Origin of the sequence: Lysinibacillus sp. FSL M8-0355 (genome assembly GCF_038008985.1) — a bacterium.
Classification (GTDB): domain Bacteria; phylum Bacillota; class Bacilli; order Bacillales_A; family Planococcaceae; genus Lysinibacillus; species Lysinibacillus fusiformis_D.
In genome coordinates this window covers 4,804,448-4,825,006 of record NZ_JBBPAI010000001.1, presented here as the reverse complement: position 1 = coordinate 4,825,006, position 20,559 = coordinate 4,804,448, and the positions used below count along the sequence as shown (strand labels likewise).

23 protein-coding genes and 1 pseudogene are annotated in these 20,559 nt (G+C 36.5%); 20 read left to right on the top strand and 4 right to left on the bottom strand.

The window, feature by feature from the left end:
• Positions 1–584: 584 nt before the first annotated feature.
• The 11 genes from rpmH (at position 585) to MKY46_RS23620 (ending at position 11,186) form a co-directional block, all read left to right on the top strand.
• On the top strand, positions 585–719 hold the full coding sequence (gene rpmH, locus MKY46_RS23670; protein ID WP_004233310.1) for a 50S ribosomal protein L34: 135 nt from the start codon (positions 585–587) through the stop codon (positions 717–719).
• A gap of 100 nt (positions 720–819) precedes the next feature.
• Positions 820–1,164: a ribonuclease P protein component gene (gene rnpA, locus MKY46_RS23665; protein ID WP_036119559.1), complete on the top strand. Its 345-nt coding sequence runs from the start codon at positions 820–822 to the stop codon at positions 1,162–1,164.
• Between the two features lie 368 nt (positions 1,165–1,532).
• On the top strand, positions 1,533–2,303 hold the full coding sequence (gene yidC / locus MKY46_RS23660) for a membrane protein insertase YidC (RefSeq protein ID WP_025115704.1): 771 nt from the start codon (positions 1,533–1,535) through the stop codon (positions 2,301–2,303).
• Complete coding sequence (gene jag / locus MKY46_RS23655; protein WP_058844070.1) at positions 2,300–3,103, top strand: RNA-binding cell elongation regulator Jag/EloR; 804 nt, start codon at positions 2,300–2,302, stop codon at positions 3,101–3,103. The genes yidC and jag overlap by 4 nt, the downstream gene beginning before the upstream one ends.
• Positions 3,104–3,353: 250 nt before the next feature.
• Complete coding sequence (mnmE, locus tag MKY46_RS23650; RefSeq protein WP_036119549.1) at positions 3,354–4,739, top strand: tRNA uridine-5-carboxymethylaminomethyl(34) synthesis GTPase MnmE; 1,386 nt, start codon at positions 3,354–3,356, stop codon at positions 4,737–4,739.
• 27 nt (positions 4,740–4,766) lie between these two features.
• Positions 4,767–6,659 (top strand): tRNA uridine-5-carboxymethylaminomethyl(34) synthesis enzyme MnmG, encoded by a 1,893-nt coding sequence (gene mnmG / locus MKY46_RS23645; RefSeq protein WP_036119546.1) that lies wholly within the window; start codon positions 4,767–4,769, stop codon positions 6,657–6,659.
• Positions 6,660–6,770: 111 nt separating this feature from the next.
• On the top strand, positions 6,771–7,487 hold the full coding sequence (gene rsmG, locus MKY46_RS23640) for a 16S rRNA (guanine(527)-N(7))-methyltransferase RsmG (protein WP_036119543.1): 717 nt from the start codon (positions 6,771–6,773) through the stop codon (positions 7,485–7,487).
• 179 nt (positions 7,488–7,666) lie between these two features.
• Positions 7,667–8,569 carry a nucleoid occlusion protein gene (gene noc / locus MKY46_RS23635; RefSeq protein WP_340835614.1) on the top strand — a complete coding sequence of 301 codons (903 nt, stop codon included), beginning with the start codon at positions 7,667–7,669 and terminating at the stop codon, positions 8,567–8,569.
• A 220-nt stretch (positions 8,570–8,789) separates the two neighbouring features.
• On the top strand, positions 8,790–9,551 hold the full coding sequence (locus tag MKY46_RS23630) for a ParA family protein (protein WP_036119537.1): 762 nt from the start codon (positions 8,790–8,792) through the stop codon (positions 9,549–9,551).
• Positions 9,544–10,392 (top strand): ParB/RepB/Spo0J family partition protein, encoded by an 849-nt coding sequence (locus MKY46_RS23625; protein WP_036119535.1) that lies wholly within the window; start codon positions 9,544–9,546, stop codon positions 10,390–10,392. The genes MKY46_RS23630 and MKY46_RS23625 overlap by 8 nt, the downstream gene beginning before the upstream one ends.
• Before the next feature lie 77 nt (positions 10,393–10,469).
• The gene (locus tag MKY46_RS23620) at positions 10,470–11,186 is read left to right on the top strand and encodes a DUF554 domain-containing protein (RefSeq protein WP_340835613.1); all 717 of its coding nucleotides are present in this window, start codon (positions 10,470–10,472) and stop codon (positions 11,184–11,186) included.
• On the opposite strand, the gene yyaC is transcribed toward MKY46_RS23620, so the two are convergent.
• On the bottom strand, positions 11,103–11,735 hold the full coding sequence (gene yyaC, locus MKY46_RS23615; RefSeq protein WP_036119529.1) for a spore protease YyaC: 633 nt from the start codon (positions 11,733–11,735) through the stop codon (positions 11,103–11,105). The two genes, MKY46_RS23620 and yyaC, sit on opposite strands and share 84 nt — an antisense overlap.
• A 91-nt stretch (positions 11,736–11,826) precedes the next feature.
• Between yyaC and MKY46_RS23610 the strand changes: the two genes are divergently transcribed.
• The 4 genes from MKY46_RS23610 (at position 11,827) to MKY46_RS23595 (ending at position 15,224) form a co-directional block, all read left to right on the top strand.
• The gene (locus MKY46_RS23610) at positions 11,827–12,699 is read left to right on the top strand and encodes a mechanosensitive ion channel family protein (protein ID WP_036119525.1); all 873 of its coding nucleotides are present in this window, start codon (positions 11,827–11,829) and stop codon (positions 12,697–12,699) included.
• Entirely contained in the window at positions 12,699–12,899 is a 201-nt protein-coding gene (locus MKY46_RS23605) for a DUF951 domain-containing protein (RefSeq protein ID WP_036119522.1), read from the top strand. Before MKY46_RS23610 ends, MKY46_RS23605 begins: the two co-directional genes overlap by 1 nt.
• 99 nt (positions 12,900–12,998) lie before the next feature.
• On the top strand, positions 12,999–14,099 hold the full coding sequence (gene ychF, locus MKY46_RS23600) for a redox-regulated ATPase YchF (protein ID WP_101966853.1): 1,101 nt from the start codon (positions 12,999–13,001) through the stop codon (positions 14,097–14,099).
• A gap of 84 nt (positions 14,100–14,183) precedes the next feature.
• On the top strand, positions 14,184–15,224 hold the full coding sequence (locus MKY46_RS23595) for an acyl-CoA dehydrogenase (RefSeq protein ID WP_340835610.1): 1,041 nt from the start codon (positions 14,184–14,186) through the stop codon (positions 15,222–15,224).
• 55 nt (positions 15,225–15,279) lie between these two features.
• Here MKY46_RS23595 and MKY46_RS23590 read toward each other — a convergent pair whose 3' ends face one another.
• Positions 15,280–15,855 carry a DUF3267 domain-containing protein gene (locus MKY46_RS23590; RefSeq protein WP_036119514.1) on the bottom strand — a complete coding sequence of 192 codons (576 nt, stop codon included), beginning with the start codon at positions 15,853–15,855 and terminating at the stop codon, positions 15,280–15,282.
• A gap of 166 nt (positions 15,856–16,021) precedes the next feature.
• Here MKY46_RS23590 and rpsF point away from each other — a divergent pair, with 166 nt between their 5' ends.
• From rpsF to rpsR, 3 genes are read left to right on the top strand one after another with little or no spacing between them, the layout of a single operon-like run.
• Positions 16,022–16,309: a 30S ribosomal protein S6 gene (rpsF, locus tag MKY46_RS23585; protein ID WP_036119511.1), complete on the top strand. Its 288-nt coding sequence runs from the start codon at positions 16,022–16,024 to the stop codon at positions 16,307–16,309.
• Between the two features lie 43 nt (positions 16,310–16,352).
• Positions 16,353–16,925 (top strand): single-stranded DNA-binding protein, encoded by a 573-nt coding sequence (gene ssb / locus MKY46_RS23580; protein ID WP_058844074.1) that lies wholly within the window; start codon positions 16,353–16,355, stop codon positions 16,923–16,925.
• Between the two features lie 39 nt (positions 16,926–16,964).
• The gene (gene rpsR, locus MKY46_RS23575; RefSeq protein WP_004233359.1) at positions 16,965–17,201 is read left to right on the top strand and encodes a 30S ribosomal protein S18; all 237 of its coding nucleotides are present in this window, start codon (positions 16,965–16,967) and stop codon (positions 17,199–17,201) included.
• A gap of 611 nt (positions 17,202–17,812) precedes the next feature.
• Here rpsR and MKY46_RS23570 read toward each other — a convergent pair.
• Together MKY46_RS23570 and MKY46_RS23565 are read right to left on the bottom strand one after the other, a co-directional pair.
• Positions 17,813–18,010 (bottom strand): hypothetical protein, encoded by a 198-nt coding sequence (locus MKY46_RS23570; protein ID WP_036119346.1) that lies wholly within the window; start codon positions 18,008–18,010, stop codon positions 17,813–17,815.
• 9 nt (positions 18,011–18,019) lie between these two features.
• Positions 18,020–18,718 (bottom strand): hypothetical protein, encoded by a 699-nt coding sequence (locus MKY46_RS23565; RefSeq protein WP_051891593.1) that lies wholly within the window; start codon positions 18,716–18,718, stop codon positions 18,020–18,022.
• Positions 18,719–19,086: 368 nt separating this feature from the next.
• Between MKY46_RS23565 and MKY46_RS23560 the strand changes: the two are divergent.
• Both MKY46_RS23560 and MKY46_RS23555 read left to right on the top strand, forming a co-directional pair.
• Positions 19,087–19,191 (top strand): annotated as a pseudogene (locus MKY46_RS23560) (30S ribosomal protein S18); the annotation flags it as partial.
• 419 nt (positions 19,192–19,610) lie between these two features.
• Positions 19,611–20,552, top strand: a complete 942-nt coding sequence (locus MKY46_RS23555) for a YybS family protein (RefSeq protein WP_036119349.1) — start codon at positions 19,611–19,613, stop codon at positions 20,550–20,552.
• The last annotated feature ends 7 nt before the right edge of the window (positions 20,553–20,559 follow it).

Here is a 20,559-nt window from a genome sequence, read left to right as displayed (position 1 = left end):
GCTGCTAATCTCCTTTACAGTGTTCAATACATAAAAAAAAATCGCATTTATAGAAATGGTAAATACGTTCATATTACAACTCGTCCACATAATCACAAGCTGTGGATAAAAGTTAACCAAAGGCTGTGATAAAAATTATCCACAGCATATTAACAGTTGTGGATAATTAAAATGTTCATTTCAGTTTTCAACAAAGTGAAGCACAGTAATCGTATCAGAAAAACAAAGCTATTTCAATAGTTTATGAAACTTATCCACATAGCTTGTAGTTATGCACTTTAGAGTTGTCCACAAGCACTGCGTATGTGAAAAAGCTGTAGATAATCGTTGTGGATAAAAAATAATGCAAAAAATACTATACACAACTCTGTGTAAAAAAAACAAGTACTCTGTGGATAAATATTTTATGTTCATGCAATAAATAATCTTTGAATTAGTAAAGATGCAATAGATTGATTTTGATACATAGATTAGCTGGTTAAAAGAAATTTATGAAATACATTGACAAAATAACTAGAAACTTTATATAATATTCGAGTCTGTATGTTGAAAAATTCAACTCATATCAGGAGGTGTCTATATAAATGAAACGTACTTACCAACCAAAGAAACGTAAGCACAGCAAAGTTCACGGTTTCCGCGCACGTATGAGCACGAAAAACGGTCGCAAAGTTCTTGCTGCTCGTCGTCGTAAAGGAAGAAAAGTTTTATCAGCATAAAATAAGTCCACTGAGCCACATCAGTGGTCTTTTTTTTCTTTATTTTTGGTAAACCTAGAAATGAGGATCAAAAGATATTATCTAATAGCAGGTGAAAGAAATGAAAAAACGCCAAAGAGTGAAAAAAAATGATGATTTTCAAAAGGTGTTTAAAAAAGGTAAATCTTTCGCTAATCGTCAGTTTGTTGTTTATTTTTTAGCAAAAGAAGGGCAAACAGAATTTCGTGTAGGTTTATCGGTTAGTAAAAAGCTTGGAAATGCGGTAACACGCAACAAAATAAAACGCTATATTCGACAAAGTATTCAAGAATTAAAGGATGATTTAAAGCCGAATATGGATTATGTTATTATCGCCAGACATCCGGCGGCCACTATGGATTTTCATGAAGTGAAACAAAGTTTGCAGCATGTACTACAAATCGCAAAGGTAATGAAGAAAGTGTAATGTATGCAAGCAAGTGGTGAAAATACGCCTGTACTGTTAGTAATGGAGTAGAAATAGAGCGGTTTTGCATACAATTATAAATAGAGGAATATACGCGTAGGGGTATTTGTAGCGTGCGATTTCATAAAAAAATATGTAAAATTCGCAACATAACTTAGGAATAAGTATATGTAGTTAGAATATTTAGTAGAGTGAACGTTATAGGCGTGATAAAATAACTGATAACTTTATCTTTATTGAGGACGTCCCAAACGCTGGCTAAATCATGATAAAGTAGCTGGCAGATCTTGAGGTAGGAAACTGCCAGTGAATGAAGAAATGCATATAGAATGAAGAAAAAGTGAATAGTAATTGTAGGGGGAAGAAGGTTGAAAAAACAACATTGGGTAATTTTGTCACTAGTATCAGTAGCCTTACTACTTTCTGGTTGTACAGAATTCAATGAACCAATTTCAAAAGACAGCACAGGCTTCTGGAATGAATTCATTGTTTGGCCGTTGGTATCAGCGATAAAATACTTTGCTGATTTGCTCGGTACGTATGCATGGGGGATCATTGCCGTAACGATTATTATTCGTTTAGCAATTTTACCTTTGATGATTAAACAAACAAAGAGCTCTAAAAAGATGCAAGAAATTCAACCAAAATTGAAGGAACTGCAGAAGAAGTATGCTTCTAAGGATGCTCAGACACAACAACAATATCAGCAAGAAATGATGAAGCTAATGAGTGAATCTGGAGTAAACCCACTAGCAGGGTGTTTACCAGTAATCATTCAAATGCCAATTTTAATTGGTTTCTATCATGCAATTAGTCGTATGAATGCTACATCTACATTTGATTTAGGAAATTTCTTTATCTTCCCGTTAGCAGATCCTGCACCTGCATTAGCAATTACGGCAGGTTTAATGCAATTTATCGTATTACGTACAGGACCAGCAATGGATAATCCTCAAATGAAAATCATGATGTATATTATGCCATTCATGATCATTGGTTTTGGTATGGCCTTACCAGCTGCATTATCACTATATTGGGTAATCGGGAATATTATTTCGATTTTCCAAAACCTGTATATTTATAAACCTTGGAATAAAGATAAAACACAACCTGCTCAAAATGGAGGGGCTAAAAAGTGAAACAACTTACGCAAATAGGCGCAACAACACAAGAAGCGATCTCATTGGCGTTACAGAAACTTGGCAAAACCCGTGAACAAGTAGATGTTGAAGTTTTACAAGAAGGTAAAAAAGGATTTTTAGGTTTTGGTGCACGTTCTGCAGAGGTACGTGTAACAGTAAAGGAAGTTCAGGTTCCGACAATTGAAAGTGACAAAGCCGAACCGCAAAATGCGACTAAATTAGACGAACCATTAGTAGTAGATGATGTTGAAACAATAAGTTCACAAGTTTCTGAACAACCAAGTGAAATCGAAGAAGTTCAACAAATCGTAAAAGAGCAAAATGAGGAAGAAGACACGGCAAACCCAATTGAAGAGGCAAAAGCTTATTTACAAAGTATTGCTGAACAGTTGGCTATTGATGATCTTGATATTGCTACGACTCGCGAGGGGAAATATGTATTATTTCAACTAAAAAGTGAGAAAGCTGCACTGCTTATAGGAAAACGTGGTCAAACACTAAATTCCTTACAGCAATTGACGCAACTCGTATTGAATAAAAGCGCTAAGCAGTTTTTAATGGTGAAATTGGATGTAGAAAACTATCGCGAACGTCGACAAGAAGCTTTAGAATTACTTGCAGATCGAATGGCGGATAAAGCATTACGCTTAAATCAACGTGTGGCATTTGAACCAATGCCGTCTTACGAGCGAAAAATAATTCATAATCAATTAGCAAATCGTCTAGATCTTGAAACGTACTCAGAAGGCACAGAGCCTAATCGTTATTTAGTGATTGAACCAGTAAATAATAATTAGTCTGCTGCTGTAAACATACAGACACTATATATTGAAAGGTCATTTTATCTTCGTGATAAAATGACCTTTTTTAGTGAGGCAAAGAATAGTGATTTTTGTCGAAAATAAGATAACCTAAAAAATTGATATTATCCACATTTGGAAATGATCCTTACTTTAGATTTTGTTGAAAATATGTTAGTCTAAGGTGTTAGTAAGTATTGGTCGGTTTCGATTATCCACATGTGGATAACGTTGAGGAGGTCATTAAATGGAGTTCGATACAATTGCTGCGATATCCACACCTATGGGTGAAGGTGCCATAGCTATCGTTCGTTTAAGTGGGGACGAGGCAGTGACAATTGCAGATAAAATATTCAAATCACCTGGTGGGAAAAGTTTAACAACGAAAGATTCGCACACCATTCATTATGGTCATTTAGTTGATCCTAAAACAAGTGAGGTAGTAGAGGAAGTAATGCTATCACTGATGCGTGGACCAAAAACATTTACACGTGAGGATGTAGTTGAAATAAATTGTCACGGTGGACTAGTTTCAGTGAATCGTGTATTGCAACTTGCGTTAACGAATGGAGCAAGATTAGCTGAGCCTGGCGAATTCACAAAACGAGCGTTTTTAAATGGACGTATTGATTTATCTCAGGCTGAAGCGGTTATGGATCTGATAAGAGCTAAAACAGATCGTGCGATGAATGTTGCTTTGGGTCAAATGGATGGAAAATTATCGAGACTTATTGGTGATTTACGCCAAGCTTTACTAGAGACATTGGCACAAGTAGAGGTTAATATAGATTATCCGGAGTATGATGATGTAGAAGAAATGACAGTACCTGTATTAGTAGAAAAATGTACATGGGTAAGAAATGAAATTAGTAAACTTCTGCAAACATCTTCTCAAGGAAAAATTTTACGCGAGGGCTTATCAACTGTTATTTTAGGTCGTCCAAATGTAGGGAAGTCTTCTCTTTTAAATAGCTTAGTACAAGAAAATAAGGCCATAGTGACAGATATTGCAGGGACTACTCGTGATATTATAGAAGAGTATGTCAATGTACGCGGTGTTCCACTTCGTTTAGTGGATACGGCAGGTATTCGGGAGACAGAAGATATTGTTGAACGAATTGGAGTAGAACGTTCTCGAGAAGCTCTTCGTGGAGCAGATTTAATTTTGTTTGTATTAAACTACGCAGATGAATTAACTGCTGAGGATGAGCGTCTATTCAAAACAATTGAAGCGATGGATTACATCGTTATTGTCAATAAAACAGATTTACCGCAAAAAATTGATTTAGCACGTGTCGAAGAATTAGCTGATGAGCATCGTATTGTAACGACTTCCTTGTTACAGGAAGAAGGCATTACAGAGCTAGAAGAAGCCATTGCTGCTTTATTCTTTGAAGGACAAATCGAAGCGGGCGATTTAACATATGTTTCAAATGCAAGACATATTGCACTTCTGCACCAAGCACAGGCAACGGTTGAAGATGCAATAGCAGCTGCACAGGAAGGTGTACCAGTTGATATGGTACAAATCGATGTAACAAGAACATGGGAAATACTTGGTGAAATCATTGGTGACACTGTACAAGAAAGCCTAATTAATCAGCTATTTTCACAGTTCTGCTTAGGAAAATAAATTGATAAGAGAAAGGAAGATACGAGCATGCCAACAAAATATGAGGCAGGCACGTTTGATGTTATTGTAATTGGCGCAGGTCATGCAGGTTCAGAAGCTGCACACGCTGCGGCTAAAATGGGCGCTAGCACATTAATGCTAACAATCAATTTAGATATGATTGCATTTATGCCATGTAATCCATCTATTGGTGGCCCTGCCAAAGGAATCGTCGTACGTGAAATTGACGCTTTAGGTGGCGTCATGGGGAAAGTTATCGATAAAACACATATACAAATGAGAATGTTAAATACAGGGAAAGGTCCAGCAGTACGTGCATTGCGCGCACAAGCGGATAAAGTTTTGTACCAACAAGAGATGAAACGTGTGTTGGAGGAAACTGAAAACTTAACAATCCATCAAGGAATGGTTGAAGAGCTGATTATTGAAGATGGGGAAGTTAAAGGAGTCATTACACAAATTGGTGCCGTTTATCGTGCTAAAACAGTCGTTGTGACAACAGGTACTTTCTTACGCGGTGAAATCATTATTGGTGATATGAAGTATTCAAGCGGTCCTAATAACCAACAACCTTCGATTCGCTTAGCCGATAATTTAAAAGAGCTTGGCTTTGACCTAGTTCGTTTCAAAACAGGTACTCCACCACGTGTAAATAATCGTACAATTGATTATGACAAAACAGAGATTCAACCAGGGGATGACGTTCCACGTGCATTTAGTTTTGAAACAACTGAGTTCATTATGGACCAGCTACCTTGCTGGTTAACCTATACAAGCCCTGAAACGCATGAAATTATTGAAGCAAATTTACATCTTTCACCGATGTATTCAGGAATGATTAAAGGGACAGGGCCACGTTATTGCCCGTCTATTGAGGATAAAGTTGTGCGTTTTAATGATAAGCCTCGACACCAAATTTTCTTAGAGCCAGAAGGCCGTAATACGCGTGAGGTGTATGTTCAAGGTTTGTCAACAAGCTTACCAGAACATGTCCAAACACGTTTACTAAAATCTATTCCTGGCTTAGAAAATGCGGAAATGATGCGCGCTGGTTATGCCATTGAATACGATTCAATTGTGCCAACCCAATTATGGCCGACATTAGAAACAAAACGCATTAAAGGCTTATATACAGCTGGTCAAATTAACGGTACATCTGGTTATGAAGAAGCAGCCGCACAAGGCTTAATGGCGGGAATGAATGCTGCTGCTAATGTACTTGGTAAAGAGGAGTTAATTTTAAGTCGCTCTGATGCCTATATTGGCGTTTTGATCGATGACTTGGTGACAAAAGGGACAAATGAGCCATATCGTTTATTAACATCCCGTGCAGAGTATCGTCTATTGTTACGTCACGATAATGCCGATTTACGTTTAATAGAGCTGGCTTACAAAATGGGCATGATTCCACAAGAAAGATATACAAAGTTCATTGAGAAAAAGGAACTGATTGAAACTGAAATTGCACGTCTTCGTGAAATCATTATTAAGCCAAATGAAGCAACCCAATCTGTTATTCGTTCTGTTGGCGGTAGTGAATTAAAGGATGGTATTCGTGGCGCAGATTTATTAAAACGTACTGAAATGCATTATGAGTTAATCGCATCTTTAATTCCTGCAGAAATAGAGTTTACGGATGAAGTAAAAGAACAAATTGAAATTCAGCTTAAATATGAAGGCTATATCGAAAAAGCATTGCAACAGGTAGAGAAGCTACACAAAATGGAAAACAAAAAAATTCCTGAGAATATTGATTACGATGCGATTTCAGGTTTAGCAACAGAAGCACGTCAAAAGTTAAAACAAGTTATACCACTTTCTATTGCACAAGCTTCTCGTATTTCGGGTGTTAACCCAGCTGATATTTCCATTCTGCTTGTTTATATTGAACAAGGTAAAATTGCGAAAGTAAGCAGCTAATCAACAACGTAAAGTGAATAAGGGGCGGGCATACCATTGTGCCCGCTTCCTATTTTTAAGGTTATACTGCTGAGTGAAGTAGTATAGTAAGATCGATAAAGGAGACTTTACATGAACGAACAACAATTTATTGAGGCTCTGAAAGAGAAAGGCATCGAACTTTCGGATAAGCAGATCGCTCAATTTAAAAAATATTTTGAATTACTTGTCGAGTGGAATGAAAAAATGAATTTAACCGCTATTACAGATTTAGAAGGCGTTTATTTAAAGCATTTCTTCGATTCGATCAGTGCTTCATTTTATTTTGATTTTTCAAAAGTAATTACTGTTTGTGATGTTGGAGCAGGTGCTGGTTTCCCTAGTATCCCTATTAAAATCTGTTTCCCGCATTTACATGTCACAATTGTCGACTCCTTAAATAAACGAATTACATTTTTAAATCATTTAAGTGATGAGCTACAATTAGAGAATATGCATTTTGTACATGCACGAGCAGAAGAGTTTGGTCAAAATACAAAATATCGTGAACAATTTGATGTGGTAACAGCACGCGCTGTAGCTCGTTTATCAGTGTTATCTGAGCTATGCGTACCTTTAGCAAAGCAAGATGGTTATTTTGTTGCTTTAAAGGCTGCAGCAGGAGCAGAGGAATTAAAGGATGCTAAAAAAGCTTTAATAACATTAGGTGTTAAACTGAGAGAAGAATTTTCTTTCAAGCTACCTGTTGAAGAAAGTGACCGCACTTTATATATATTTGATAAAATAAAAGGAACACCGAAAAAATACCCGCGTAAGCCAGGTGTACCAAATAAAACACCAATTCAATAATTAGTGTTTCATGTGAAACTTCTCAAAGTAGAAAATATTTTTTCTATTTTGAGCATACATACTAGTTATGGATGGTTCACGCAAAAGACATCTATGAACTATATACATTTGATGAAATATAATAAATAATAATAGAATGACACTTAGCAAGATAGTTACTTAAAGGTGGTGCCACTTGGATGAAAAGTCCTTTTTCACGTTTTTTTGGAGGCGGGAGTAAAACGGAGCCTATTGTGAAAAATGAAGTAGAACAAGCAGAGGCGGTTCATGCAGCGGAAGAAGTCATAAAGTTGCCTATTGATCAAATTGTACCTAACCGTTTTCAGCCACGTACTATTTTTGATGATGAAAAAATTGAAGAATTATCAAGAACCATTCATACACATGGTGTGATTCAGCCAATTGTTGTACGTAAAACATCAGAAAATCAATATGAAATCATTGCCGGTGAGCGCCGTTACCGAGCGATGAAAAAGCTACAATGGACAGAGGTCCCTGCTATTGTACGTAATTTAACTGATAAGGAAACAGCTTCTATTGCGCTAATAGAGAACTTACAGCGTGAGGAGTTAACCGCAATTGAAGAAGCGGTAGCCTATCAAAAATTATTAGAGCTTCATGAGCTAACACAAGAAGCTCTGGCCCAAAGACTTGGAAAAGGACAATCCACTGTAGCCAATAAATTGCGTTTATTAAGGCTGCCGGATGAAGTGCAGCAAGCCATTTTGAAGCGTAAAATATCTGAACGACACGCACGTGCATTAATTGCTATTAAGGATCAACCATTACAATTAGAAATTTTACAGCTATCGATTGATAATGAATGGAATGTACGTCAGTTAGAGGAGCAAATTCAAGCCAGATTAAACCCAGTCACAGACGAGCCAGAAGAAACAGTACCAAAGAAAGCAAAACCAAAACGTAAGGCTATAAGTAAAGATGTGCGCATTGCTTTAAATACCATTAAACAATCACTAACAATGGTAACGAAAAGTGGTATTACAGTAAAAACAGAAGAAGAAGATACAGAGGAATACTATCAAATTACAGTGAAGATACCTAAAAAGAAAAAGGTGCAATAAATTATTTTAAAAAAGTAATATATTGTTCTGTCCAATACTGAACAGAGGAGATATCTCAGAAAAATAAATGAGATATCTCCTTTTTTGTATATATTCTTAATATTTTATACAACTCTCTTCAATTTTTTTGATAGAATGAAAGTTAGATAGCGTATTAAATAGTGATTTTACAAATGATTTGTCAAAGTTAAGTTTGATAGATGAAAGCAGGTGCTTTTAAATGGGTAGAATTATAGCAATCGCCAATCAAAAGGGTGGCGTAGGTAAAACAACAACTTCGGTCAATTTGAGCGCTTGCCTAGCATATTTAGGTAAGAAAGTGCTATTAATTGATACCGATCCTCAGGGGAATACAACAAGTGGACTTGGTATTAATAAAGGAGAAATACAAGCTTGTATTTATGATGTGCTTATTGATGATGAAGATGTTGAAAATGTCATTCAAAAAACAAACGTAGAGAATTTATCAATCGTGCCAGCAACCATCTCACTTGCAGGTGCAGAAATTGAATTGGTTTCGACTATTTCAAGAGAAGTGCGTTTAAAACATGCACTGCAAAATGTGAAAGAAGATTTCGATTATATAATTATTGACTGTCCTCCATCTTTAGGGCTTTTAACTATTAATGCTTTAACAGCTTCAGATGCGCTCATTATCCCTGTACAATGCGAATATTATGCGTTGGAAGGGCTAAGTCAATTGCTCTCAACTGTTCGCCTTGTTCAAAAGCATTTAAATCAGCAGCTCTATATTGATGGCGTTCTATTAACAATGCTAGATGCACGTACAAACTTAGGCTTGCAAGTTATTGATGAAGTAAAAAAATATTTCCAAGATAAAGTATACAAGACGATCATTCCTCGTAATGTGCGATTAAGTGAGGCACCAAGTCATGGTCAACCAATCATTACTTATGACGCAAAATCGAGAGGTGCAGAAGTTTATTTGGAGATGGCGAGGGAAGTGATTAAAAATGGCTAAAGGTTTAGGAAAGGGTATTGGTGCACTATTTCCAGGAGAGTCTTTAGAACAAAGTGGTCAAGTGGAAGAAATTCAATTAGATTTAATTGTGGCGAACCCCTTTCAACCTCGTAAAATTTTTGATGAAGAAAGTTTACAAGAGTTAGCAGATTCGATTAAAGAACATGGTATTTTGCAGCCAATTGCTGTGCGCAAAAAAGGGCGCAAATTTGAAATTGTTGCAGGGGAACGTCGTTATAGAGCATGTCTGTTAGCTGAATTAGAGGTTATTCCTGTCATCATAAAAGAGCTATCAGATGCACAAATGATGGAGTTAGCTATTTTAGAAAATCTTCAACGTGAGGATTTAACCGTTATTGAAGAAGCGGAAGCCTATCAGAGTCTAATGGAAAACTTACATTTAACTCAAGAAGAATTATCGAAACGGTTAGGGAAAAGTAGACCACATATCGCTAATCATGTTCGGTTGCTTGCTTTACCAGAAGATGTACGTAAATTTATGAATGATGGTACCTTATCGATGGGGCAAGGACGAGCATTACTTGGCCTGAAAAATAAAAGAAGAATCTCAGAAGTGGCTAATAAGGTCATTAATTTAGGGTTGAATGTACGTCAAGTTGAAATGCTAGTACAAAACTTAAATGAAGAAGTTTCACGTGAAACAATTCCACCAAAGAAGAAAGATATATTTGTATCAGCCAAGGAATCCCAATTACGAGACTACTTTGGAACAAATGTTCAAATCAAAAAAACAAATAATAAGGGGAAAATTGAAATTGAATTTTATTCTGAAGATGATTTAGAACGTATTTTAGAAATACTAAATTTACAGGAAGAATAAAATACATTTCTATAACTTAATCAGAGCGCCAAGCAAACAGGCGCTCTCTATTTTTTAGAGAGAAGGAAGGCTTAAGTGTGGTATTACTAGGGGCATTGATTAATGCTGTGCTAATAGTAGCAGGTGCATTAGTAGGGCGCATTTTTAAAAATATTCCTGAATCTATGAAATCTACTGTACTATCTATTATTGGCTTAGCAGTCACATTATTAGGGATAAAAATGGGCTTTGAAAGTGATAATTTTATTATATTAGTAGTAAGTTTAGTAGTAGGTACTGTAATAGGTGAGTGGTTAGATTTAGATAGACAAATGAATCGTCTAGGGAAATGGGTAGAGAGTTTATTTCGTACAAAACGAAATGACCAAAATCAAATTAGCATAGCAGAGGGCTTTGTCACTGCCTCCTTAATTTTTGTTGTTGGGTCAATGGCTGTAATCGGTGCACTCGATAGTGGTCTTTGTAATGATCATAATGTATTAATTACAAAAGGATTAATAGATGGGTTTACATCCATTATTCTAGCATCCACTTTAGGCATTGGTGTATTGCTATCCGCCGTACCTGTTTTTGTTTATCAGGGATTAATCGCACTTTTTGCAGGCGTTATCAGTTCCTTTATACCTGATGCTGCACTACAAATGTACATTACAGAAATGACAGCTGTAGGCGGTGTTATGATTATGGCAATAGGGTTAAATATTGCTGGCTTAGCTAAGATCAAAGCTGCTAACTTGCTGCCAGGTATCGTCATTGTTGGTATTATGGTGGCTATCTTCTACACTTTTCAATGAATAGCGATGGGAAGCCAATAATAAAGCTCTTGAAAGTTTTTCAGCCATAGCATAAGAAATATGAAGTCTTGTATTTTGTAAAACGAGCATTTCCATAAAGCCTCCAATATTGACGATTCCTTTAACGGAAATGTCTCCGATTGGGGGTAATTCTTTTTTTACAGCCTTGCCAGGGAAGATGGGGCCGCTTTGCACTGAAATATGACCAACATTTTGCTCACTGCCTAGACAGGCATCAATCGCAATAATGAAAGGTTTTGTAGTATGATTGTGTAGCTGTTGCATTGTAGAATCAAGATTTAGAGCATGTAAAGGATCTTCTAAAGAACCTACAATTTCATAGGGAAAGCTGACAGATTTTTTTAAAAAGCTACCTGTTAATGGCCCAAGTGTATCGCCCGTACAACGGTCACTGCCAATACAACAAAAAATTAGTCGTTCATGATGAAACGGTATATGTTCTAAAAATAATGTACTTAATTGCCAAACGGCATTTTTACTCTCGTGATGAAGGGAATAAGGTAGTAACAAATTTGGTATAGTATTCATAAAAAAACTCACTTTCTTTTTATTTTTAGAAGTGCTCAATTTTTATGCAGTATACGCAAATTTTTAGCAAGTTATTCAAGAGGTGGTAATTATGGAAGAGAATAAAAAATTAATGGAGAGATACTGGGATAAGCTCACATCTGAGGACCTTTGGGAATCGGTTATTAATGCATCTTTAGAGATATTGCTCATTTTATTAGCATCATGGATTGCAGTAAGATTAGGTAAAAAATTTATTAAAAAAGTGTTTTTAATACGAATGCGTTCCCCATTAAACCACTCAGAGCGACGCCAACGAACAATTGCAAGATTATTACAAAGTGTGATTTCCTATGTTGTTTATTTCTCTGCAATCATTGGTATTCTTTCTTCCTTAGAAATAAAGGTAGCAGGTTTATTGGCTGGTGCAGGGATTGTTGGTTTAGCAATTGGTTTTGGCGCTCAAAGTTTAGTGAAGGATGTTATTACTGGATTCTTTATTATCTTTGAAGATCAGTTTGGTGTAGGGGATTATATAAAAATTAACGCAGCAGAAGGTACGGTTGTAGAAATTGGTTTACGTACAACGAAAATTAATGGTGCTACAGGTGAGCAATTCATCATTCCAAATGGTGCAATTGGTGAGGTCGTCAATTATTCTGTTAACAACTCCAAAATTTTTATAGATTTACAAATGGCTACTGAGGCTGATTTTGAAAAAGCAGAGGCAATAATTAATAAGTATTTAGAAACATTACCAAAAATGCATAAAGAGCTAATAGCGACGCCAGTATTTTTAGGTGTGCAAAATGTTAAAGGGACAGAGGTAACGATACGAATAGCTGCTGAAACATTACCGCAGCAGCAATATGGAGTAGCACGTAGTATTCGCCGTGATGTTACCAAACTTTTTGAAGAAAATAATATACCAATGGCCTATCCAAAAATGATGTTCTATGGGAAAGAAGAAGGGAGAAGTGAATAATGGAAGCGAAAAAATTTGGTTTAAATGATATTGTTGAAATGAAAAAACAACATCCATGTGGTACTAATAAATGGAAAATCATTCGTATGGGGGCAGACGTACGTATCAAATGCGAAGGATGTCAGCATAGTGTAATGATTCCACGCCGTGACTTTGAGAAAAAAATGAAAAAGGTTTTAATTTCTGCTAATGAGGCGTAACATCAGGCATATTAGACTTTTTATGAGTGAATCAATATAATAGATAAGGTTATATGAGAGAAAAAATTTGAACTGAGTATAGAAAGGTTGTGTCCATTCATGGCATTAACAGCTGGAATCGTTGGTTTACCTAACGTTGGAAAATCAACATTATTTAACGCAATTACAAAAGCGGGCGCATTGGCTGCAAACTATCCATTCGCAACGATTGATCCAAACGTTGGTATCGTTGAAGTACCTGATGCACGTTTAGATAAATTAACAGAATTAGTTGTACCGAAAAAAACTGTACCAACTGCATTTGAGTTCACAGATATCGCAGGAATTGTAAAAGGTGCTTCCAAAGGTGAAGGATTAGGGAATAAATTCCTTGCTCATATTCGTGAAGTAGATGCAATTTGTCAGGTTGTACGTTGTTTTGTAGACGAAAACATTACGCACGTATCTGGTGCAGTAGACCCAATTGATGATATAGAGGTTATTAATCTGGAGCTTGCACTTGCTGACTTAGAATCTGTAGATAAACGTTTACAACGTGTTAGCAAAATGGCAAAACAAAAAGATAAAGAGGCCATGGTGGAAGAGCCAGTTCTTCTAAAAATTAAAGAGCAATTAGAAAACGGTAAACCGGCACGTGCGGCTGAGCTTTCTGATGATGAACTAAAGATAATTAAAGGTCTTCATTTACTAACAATTAAACCAATGCTATATGTAGCAAACGTTTCAGAAGATGAAGTAGCAGATGCTGACAATAATGAGTATGTGAAAAAAGTACGTGAGTATGCTTCAGCAGAAGGTGCTCAAGTTATTACAATTTGTGCAAAAATCGAAGAAGAAATTTCTGAGCTTGATGATGAAGAAAAAGCTATGTTCTTAGAAGAACTTGGAATTAAAGAATCAGGCTTAGATCAGTTAATCCGTACTTCTTATGATTTATTAGGATTAGCTACTTACTTCACTGCAGGCGTACAAGAGGTACGTGCATGGACATTCCGTAAAGGGATGAAGGCGCCACAATGTGCAGGTATCATCCATACGGATTTTGAACGTGGCTTTATTCGGGCAGAAACAGTTGCCTATGCTGATCTATTAGAGGCAGGTTCTCAGGCAGCAGCGAAGGAAGCTGGTAAAGTACGTCTTGAAGGTAAAGAATATGAAGTACAAGATGGCGATATTATGCTGTTCCGCTTTAATGTATAAAAACTGACAAGGGCAATCGAAAATGGTTGCCCTTTTTCGATTGTATCATTATCAGAATTTTTAACGTATGGAGGCGACTAACGCATGAATGCTTTGCAAATAAAGGAACGTGGTTTAGAGTTTGAGCAACTGGGGATGCTACCACAGGACGTCTTAGATTTTATTTATGAGCAACAATTATTTAAATTGTTCACGTCAAAAGAATTAGGTGGTAAGGATTTAGATTTAGTAGAGGGTGTAAAAGTATTTCAGCAAATGTCTGCACTTGATGGTAATGTCGGCTGGCTAATTACTATTGGTACAGGTGGAAATGCATTTATCCCAACATTCAACCAGGATATTTGTGAGAAAATCTATATGCCTAAAGAAGCAGTCATAGCAGGCAGTGGTTATCCAACGGGAATAGCAGTAAAAACAGATGGAGGCTACTACATAACGGGGCAGTGGAAGTATTGTAGTGGCTCTAACTATGCGTCAACATTTACAATGAACTGCTATATTGAAGAAAATGGTGTCAAAACAGAAAAAATTATTAGCTGCTCAGTGAACCCGCAAGATGTTGAAATTTTGAACGATTGGTGTGCCATGGGCTTGAAGGCAACAGCAAGTCATACAATCTGTGTGAACAATGTTTGGGTACCACAGGAGGCTACTTTTCAATTAGGTACAATCAGAAATAATTATGGCGATTCAGTACATAGCTTTCCATTTACCACTTTTGCGGAAGCTTCCTTTTTAAGTGTTTGTCTTGGGATAACAGAGAATTTTTTAGAAGAAGCAACCGTTTTAATGAAGCAACGAAATCATGATAGAAGCTGGGCTGAGCATATTGGATCCCTTCAGTTTTTATTAATGCAACAGCAGAAACGTTACAAGCAATACGAGGAACAATTCTATACAACATTATCTAAATATTGGGAATTACATCAACGTGGTGATCAATTATCCGAAGAGGACTTATCACAATTTACACAAATGAGTAAGGATATTGCTGCAGCTTGCCTAGAGATAGCGAATAATTTAATACGCAGTCTTGGTATGGATGCTATTACAGAAACATCCACTATTAATCGTATTTGGAGAAATTTATACACAGCGGCCCAGCACGGATTTTTAACGCCTTAAATTAGAATCTGTAGCTAGTCATTTCTACGCTACAGATTCTTTGAATGATGAAGTGTTACTTTAGTGAGCTATCCTTTTCCAGTGGTAGATAGACATAAAGTTTCGGCAATTTGGGATCATCCCGTATCAAAGCATCTCTTGGATATTTTCGTAATTCTTTATACATGGCAAAATCACCTACTGCTCCTGCTATTAAAAAAGCCCCAATCAGGATCAAAACCGTACTATTGAGATAAAACCCAACAATGGTTGGAAGGATGCCGGTTGTCCAGAATGGCAGTAATAGAGCCTTTTTCATAGCATGATTGAAAAGAGGCTGTTCAGTCGTCGCATAGGCAATGCCAAGCTCTAAATTGATGCCGTATTTTAAAGCCTTAAAGGGCACTTTGCCAAAAAACATAAAGCCAATTAAATGAAAAACCTCATGTAGGATAATAAAAATAATATACAACACCACGAACAGTGCTGTGCCACTAACCATGTTCCAAACAGAAAAATGAAAATCTTTAAAGCAAATATATTGAATAGCTGTAAATAATATGACAAGACCACTAGTGATCACAAAATTGTCGATCATTAATTTCTTTAAATCTAATTCGATAACAATAGGCTCTTTATTATTAGTTAGCATGAAGGCGCTCCTTTCAATTATACTGTCATTATATAATGAATTATTAGTTTGTGACTTGAAAGAAATGTATCTATATGTTACAATTCATTGATGTGAGTAATAATTAATTACTTGCTCCTTGCTCCCTTCAATAGGAGAGCCTAAGTCCATAAGGAGGTGTAAACAGATGAGAAAATACGAATTAATGTACATCGTACGTCCGAACATTGAAGACGAAGCGAAGAAAGCTTTAGTTGAACGTTTCAACGAAATCTTAACTTCTAACGGTGCAGAAGTCATCGAATCAAAAGAGTGGGGCAAACGCCGCTTAGCTTATGAAATTAAAGACTTCCGCGAAGGTTACTACCAAATCGTAAAAGTAAACGCTTCTTCAGATGCAATCAACGAATATACACGTCTTGCTAACATCAGCGAAGACATCATTCGCCACATTGCAGTTCGCCAAGAAGCTTAATAATTAATTTTTAACAAAACGCTGAAAAGGAGGTTGCATTCTGATGATAAACCGTGTCGTATTAGTCGGAAGACTAACAAAAGATCCTGAGCTACGTTATACACCAAATGGAATTGCGTCTACAAGATTTACAGTTGCTGTAAACCGTGCATTCTCAAATCAACAAGGTGAACGCGAAGCTGATTTCATTAGCTGTGTTGCATGGCGAAAACAGGCTGAAAACCTAGCGAACTTCATGCGAAAAGGAAGTTTAATTGGGGTAGAGGGCCGTATTCAAACAGGCAGTTATGAAGGACAAGACGGTAAGCGAGTATACACAACAGATGTCGTGGCAGATAGCGTACAGTTTTTAGAACCCCGTAATGGTAGCGGTGCACCTGCTCCTCAATACGGTGGTGGACAAACTTACGGTAATAACCAACCGTCATATGGCGGTGGTCAACCACAACAACAGTTTGGTGGCGGCGCAATGCCAGGACAGGGTTCCTATGGCGGCGATGCTTATCAGCAAAATCAACCACCTATGAATCAGCCGAATTATACACGTGTAGATGAGGACCCATTTGCGAATAGCAAAGGGCCAATAGAAGTATCTGAGGATGATCTTCCATTCTAATGCTTCTAAAATTATAATAAGATAAGGAGGAGACATACTATGGCACCACGTCGCGGAGGCCGCAAACGCCGTAAAGTTTGCTACTTCACTTCAAACAATATTACGCACATCGACTACAAAGATGTAGATTTATTAAAAAAATTCATCTCTGAGCGCGGTAAAATTTTACCACGTCGCGTAACTGGCACAAGTGCAAAGTACCAACGTAAATTAACTTCAGCTATTAAAGTATCTCGTATCATGGGATTACTTCCATTCGTAGCAGAAGACAAATAATATTAAAAAAAGTACAACATTGGTTATTGAACCTTTGTTGTACTTTTTTTATGTACTTAATTTCAAATATATGTAAAAATATTATAGCAATAGCTACGGATTATTGTAGAGGTCTTAGATTTTATAAATATTTTAGAACAAAAAGGATTATCATCAAATACTGTAAAAGGTTATTTAGAAGATTTAAAGGTTTTTTATTTATGGCTAAATAGGAGAGTTTGAAATAAAGCCAGCAGATATACCGAACTTCATTGAGTTTATTGATAATCGTCAAGCTAGTAAAAAGGTTTCTCCTGCAACATTAAATCGTTACTTAGCAACAACTAGTTCCTTTTATAGTTAAAACACTAAAAGTGTGAGTTAATCTGAATATGTATCTCGTATAAACTTTCTAAATATATTTTTCTATGAAAAGATATAGCTGGAGGACATATTTACTAAGCAGTTTTATAAACTGAAATTAGAAGGAACAAGTCGGAATTTATTTTCGAACGCTTAGACAAAATAAAATTGTATTCTTTTACCTCTTGTTTAAAATCATCCTCAGTAAAAAAGAGCAGTCAAAGTTGACTACTCCTTAATACCACGGCTTTATTCATTTGATAAATATATTACTCTCTTTTTGCATCTAATCGCCGACGAAATACTAAAGCCGAGACAGCGAAAATAACGAAAGCTAATGTTGAAGCAGCCGTAACCATCTGTAACACAATTCCTATTGGAGATTTGAACAACAAGGCGACCGAGATGATTAAAACGGCACCAGTTAAACCCATTCCTAAAATCGAGATTGCCAAAACCTTATTCATCTAATCACCTCACAGGTAGTTGAAACAAGCTACCGCTCCAGCAATACCCCCTGCACCAATAACAGCATATGCTCCAATACATGCAGCACAGATTGGAGCAGTTACTGGTGTCGGTGCTGCACACGAACCGCCACACGCAACGGCAATAATATAAGCCACCGTACCACCGACACCAAGTACTGCCCCAAGACAACTTGCCACTGCTCCTATACCCATCGGTTGAATCATAGATGGCTCTTCTGCAAGTAATTCTTCATCCGTCATATAAGCAATCCCAGCATCCTGAGATTTAACAAGTGTTCCATTCAAATACGTCGAAACCTGGAAGTTTCCTAGCTCATTCTGGGTAACCAGCATTTCATTTGTCTGCAATACATTATGATCCTCATCTAAGAATACCGTTATATTACTAGGAAGGCTATAATCCCCATGCAAAGGAACTGTAACCGCCGTAACTCCACCACCAACAGTGTACACACTCGAACCTTCCAAATCAAATGCAGACACAGGAGCTACATTCCCAACTTTCCCCTTCTCGACTGCACGGAGCGTTGTATTAAGCAGTTCCTTAGCAAGTTTGCCGGTAACTACAACAATACTCGGAGCATCCTCAGCTTGCACAGAAACATCTTTAGCTGGAGACAAACCTAAACAAAAAATAGTAAAGATCATTAATACTGGCAAATACATTTTTTTTGCCATTGACATAATAAAACCTCCCATTTTTAGTATTTTGTTACAAATTATTAATTCTACACCAAATCTAAATTTCCTTCTTTTTGGTAATTAATATATTTATCTGCAACAAAAAAGTAGACATTATTTTTTTGAGTTGATAACTCGTGCAATTAACACTTAACAGCCCTTGAGATTGCATCAAATACAGGATAGCTCTGCCTAATTCTGTATCTAACATGATTCTATCCCTCAAGGGCTTTTTGTGTTTAAAATACAAAGAAGAAAGGAGGGATTGGTCTAGAATAATAAAACTCAGATTATACATGATTTTTTGTTTGATAGTGTTATCAATTGAATACACAAGGATTACATACTGTATGGTAAGAAGGAGACATACTATGGCACCACGTCACGGAGGCCGCAAAGTTTGCTACTGCACTTCAAACAATATTACGCACATCGACTATAAAGATGTGGATTTATTAAAAAAATCCATCTCTGAGTGAGGTAAAATTTTACCACGTCGCGTAACTGGCACTAGCGCTAAGATTAACTTCAGCTATCAAAGTATCTCGTATCATGGATTCGTAGCAGAAGATAAATAAGATTGATGACGTTAAGGTAACGGACCTTACATCAACTTAAAAACCAGCATATTACGATATTCGAATCAGTATATGCTGGTTTTTTGTTATAGGTAAAAGTCATTTTTTCAAGCCTAATATACGTTTTCTCTTCATGGACCGTTGAATTTGCACCAGTAATGTACCAAAGTATTTTATAAGCAAGCGCAATAATACTAAACAAGAATGATAAAATTAATGGCAATGCATATAGTGATCTAAGTGATTTTTGTTCAATACTATGAAAAAATGGTACAATAAAGGGTAGTAAGTTTGACTGAAAAAAAGGAAGGTTTTCAATGCCGAATAATCAAACAAAAGCGCTTGTACAAGGCTCAATGATGGTTGCACTTTTTACAATATTAATGCTGATTTCTGCATATGTACCATTCATCTTTATAGTAGCTTTATTATTCGCTCCTCTACCGATTGCTTGGTATAGTGCAAATTACAAGCGTTCCTCATCAATACTCGTCGCAATAGTAGGCTGTATCCTAACCACTATCACGAGTGGAATAACCATGCTACCGTTTGCCTTTATTTTAGGGCTATTAGGTGTCATTATTGGTAATGCAATTTATCTGAAGAAAAGTAAGCTCTATTTATTTATGTCAACAGGGATTGCTAATCTAATCTCCATGGCAATGGTTTATCTTGCCTATGTAAAACTTGCAGGAATTGACTTCATTAGCATGAGTTTAGAAATGGTTCGTAAAAATTATGAACAATCTAATGAATTTGCAAAAAGTGTAACGGGGCAAGTAGCTTTACAACCAGAACAGCTTGAGGCGATGCTTAAAACAATCGAGCTGACGATGCCTGCAACGATAACAATATCAGCATTTTTTGCTGCATTTATTATCATCACGTTAAATTTACCAGCTTTAAAACGACTAGGAGTAGATGTACCGAAGTTTGCTCCGTTCCAAAATATGAGATTACCACGCTCTATTTTATGGTATTACATGATTGTTTTATGCATTAATCTGTTTATGCGTCCAGAGGCTGGTTCCACGTTAGATATAATTGTATTAAATGTTTCTTATATTTTATGGATTTTACTCATTCTACAAGGGATATCTTTTATCCATTATTTCATTTCTAAAAAGGGCATGCCAACGGGAGTAAAATGGGTAGCTACCGTATTAGCTATTCCGTTATCATCCTTCATGATTTTACTTGGTATTGTTGATTTAGGTTTTGACGTACGTGCACTTGTAAAGGGGAAAACTAAAGAATAAGGGGCTG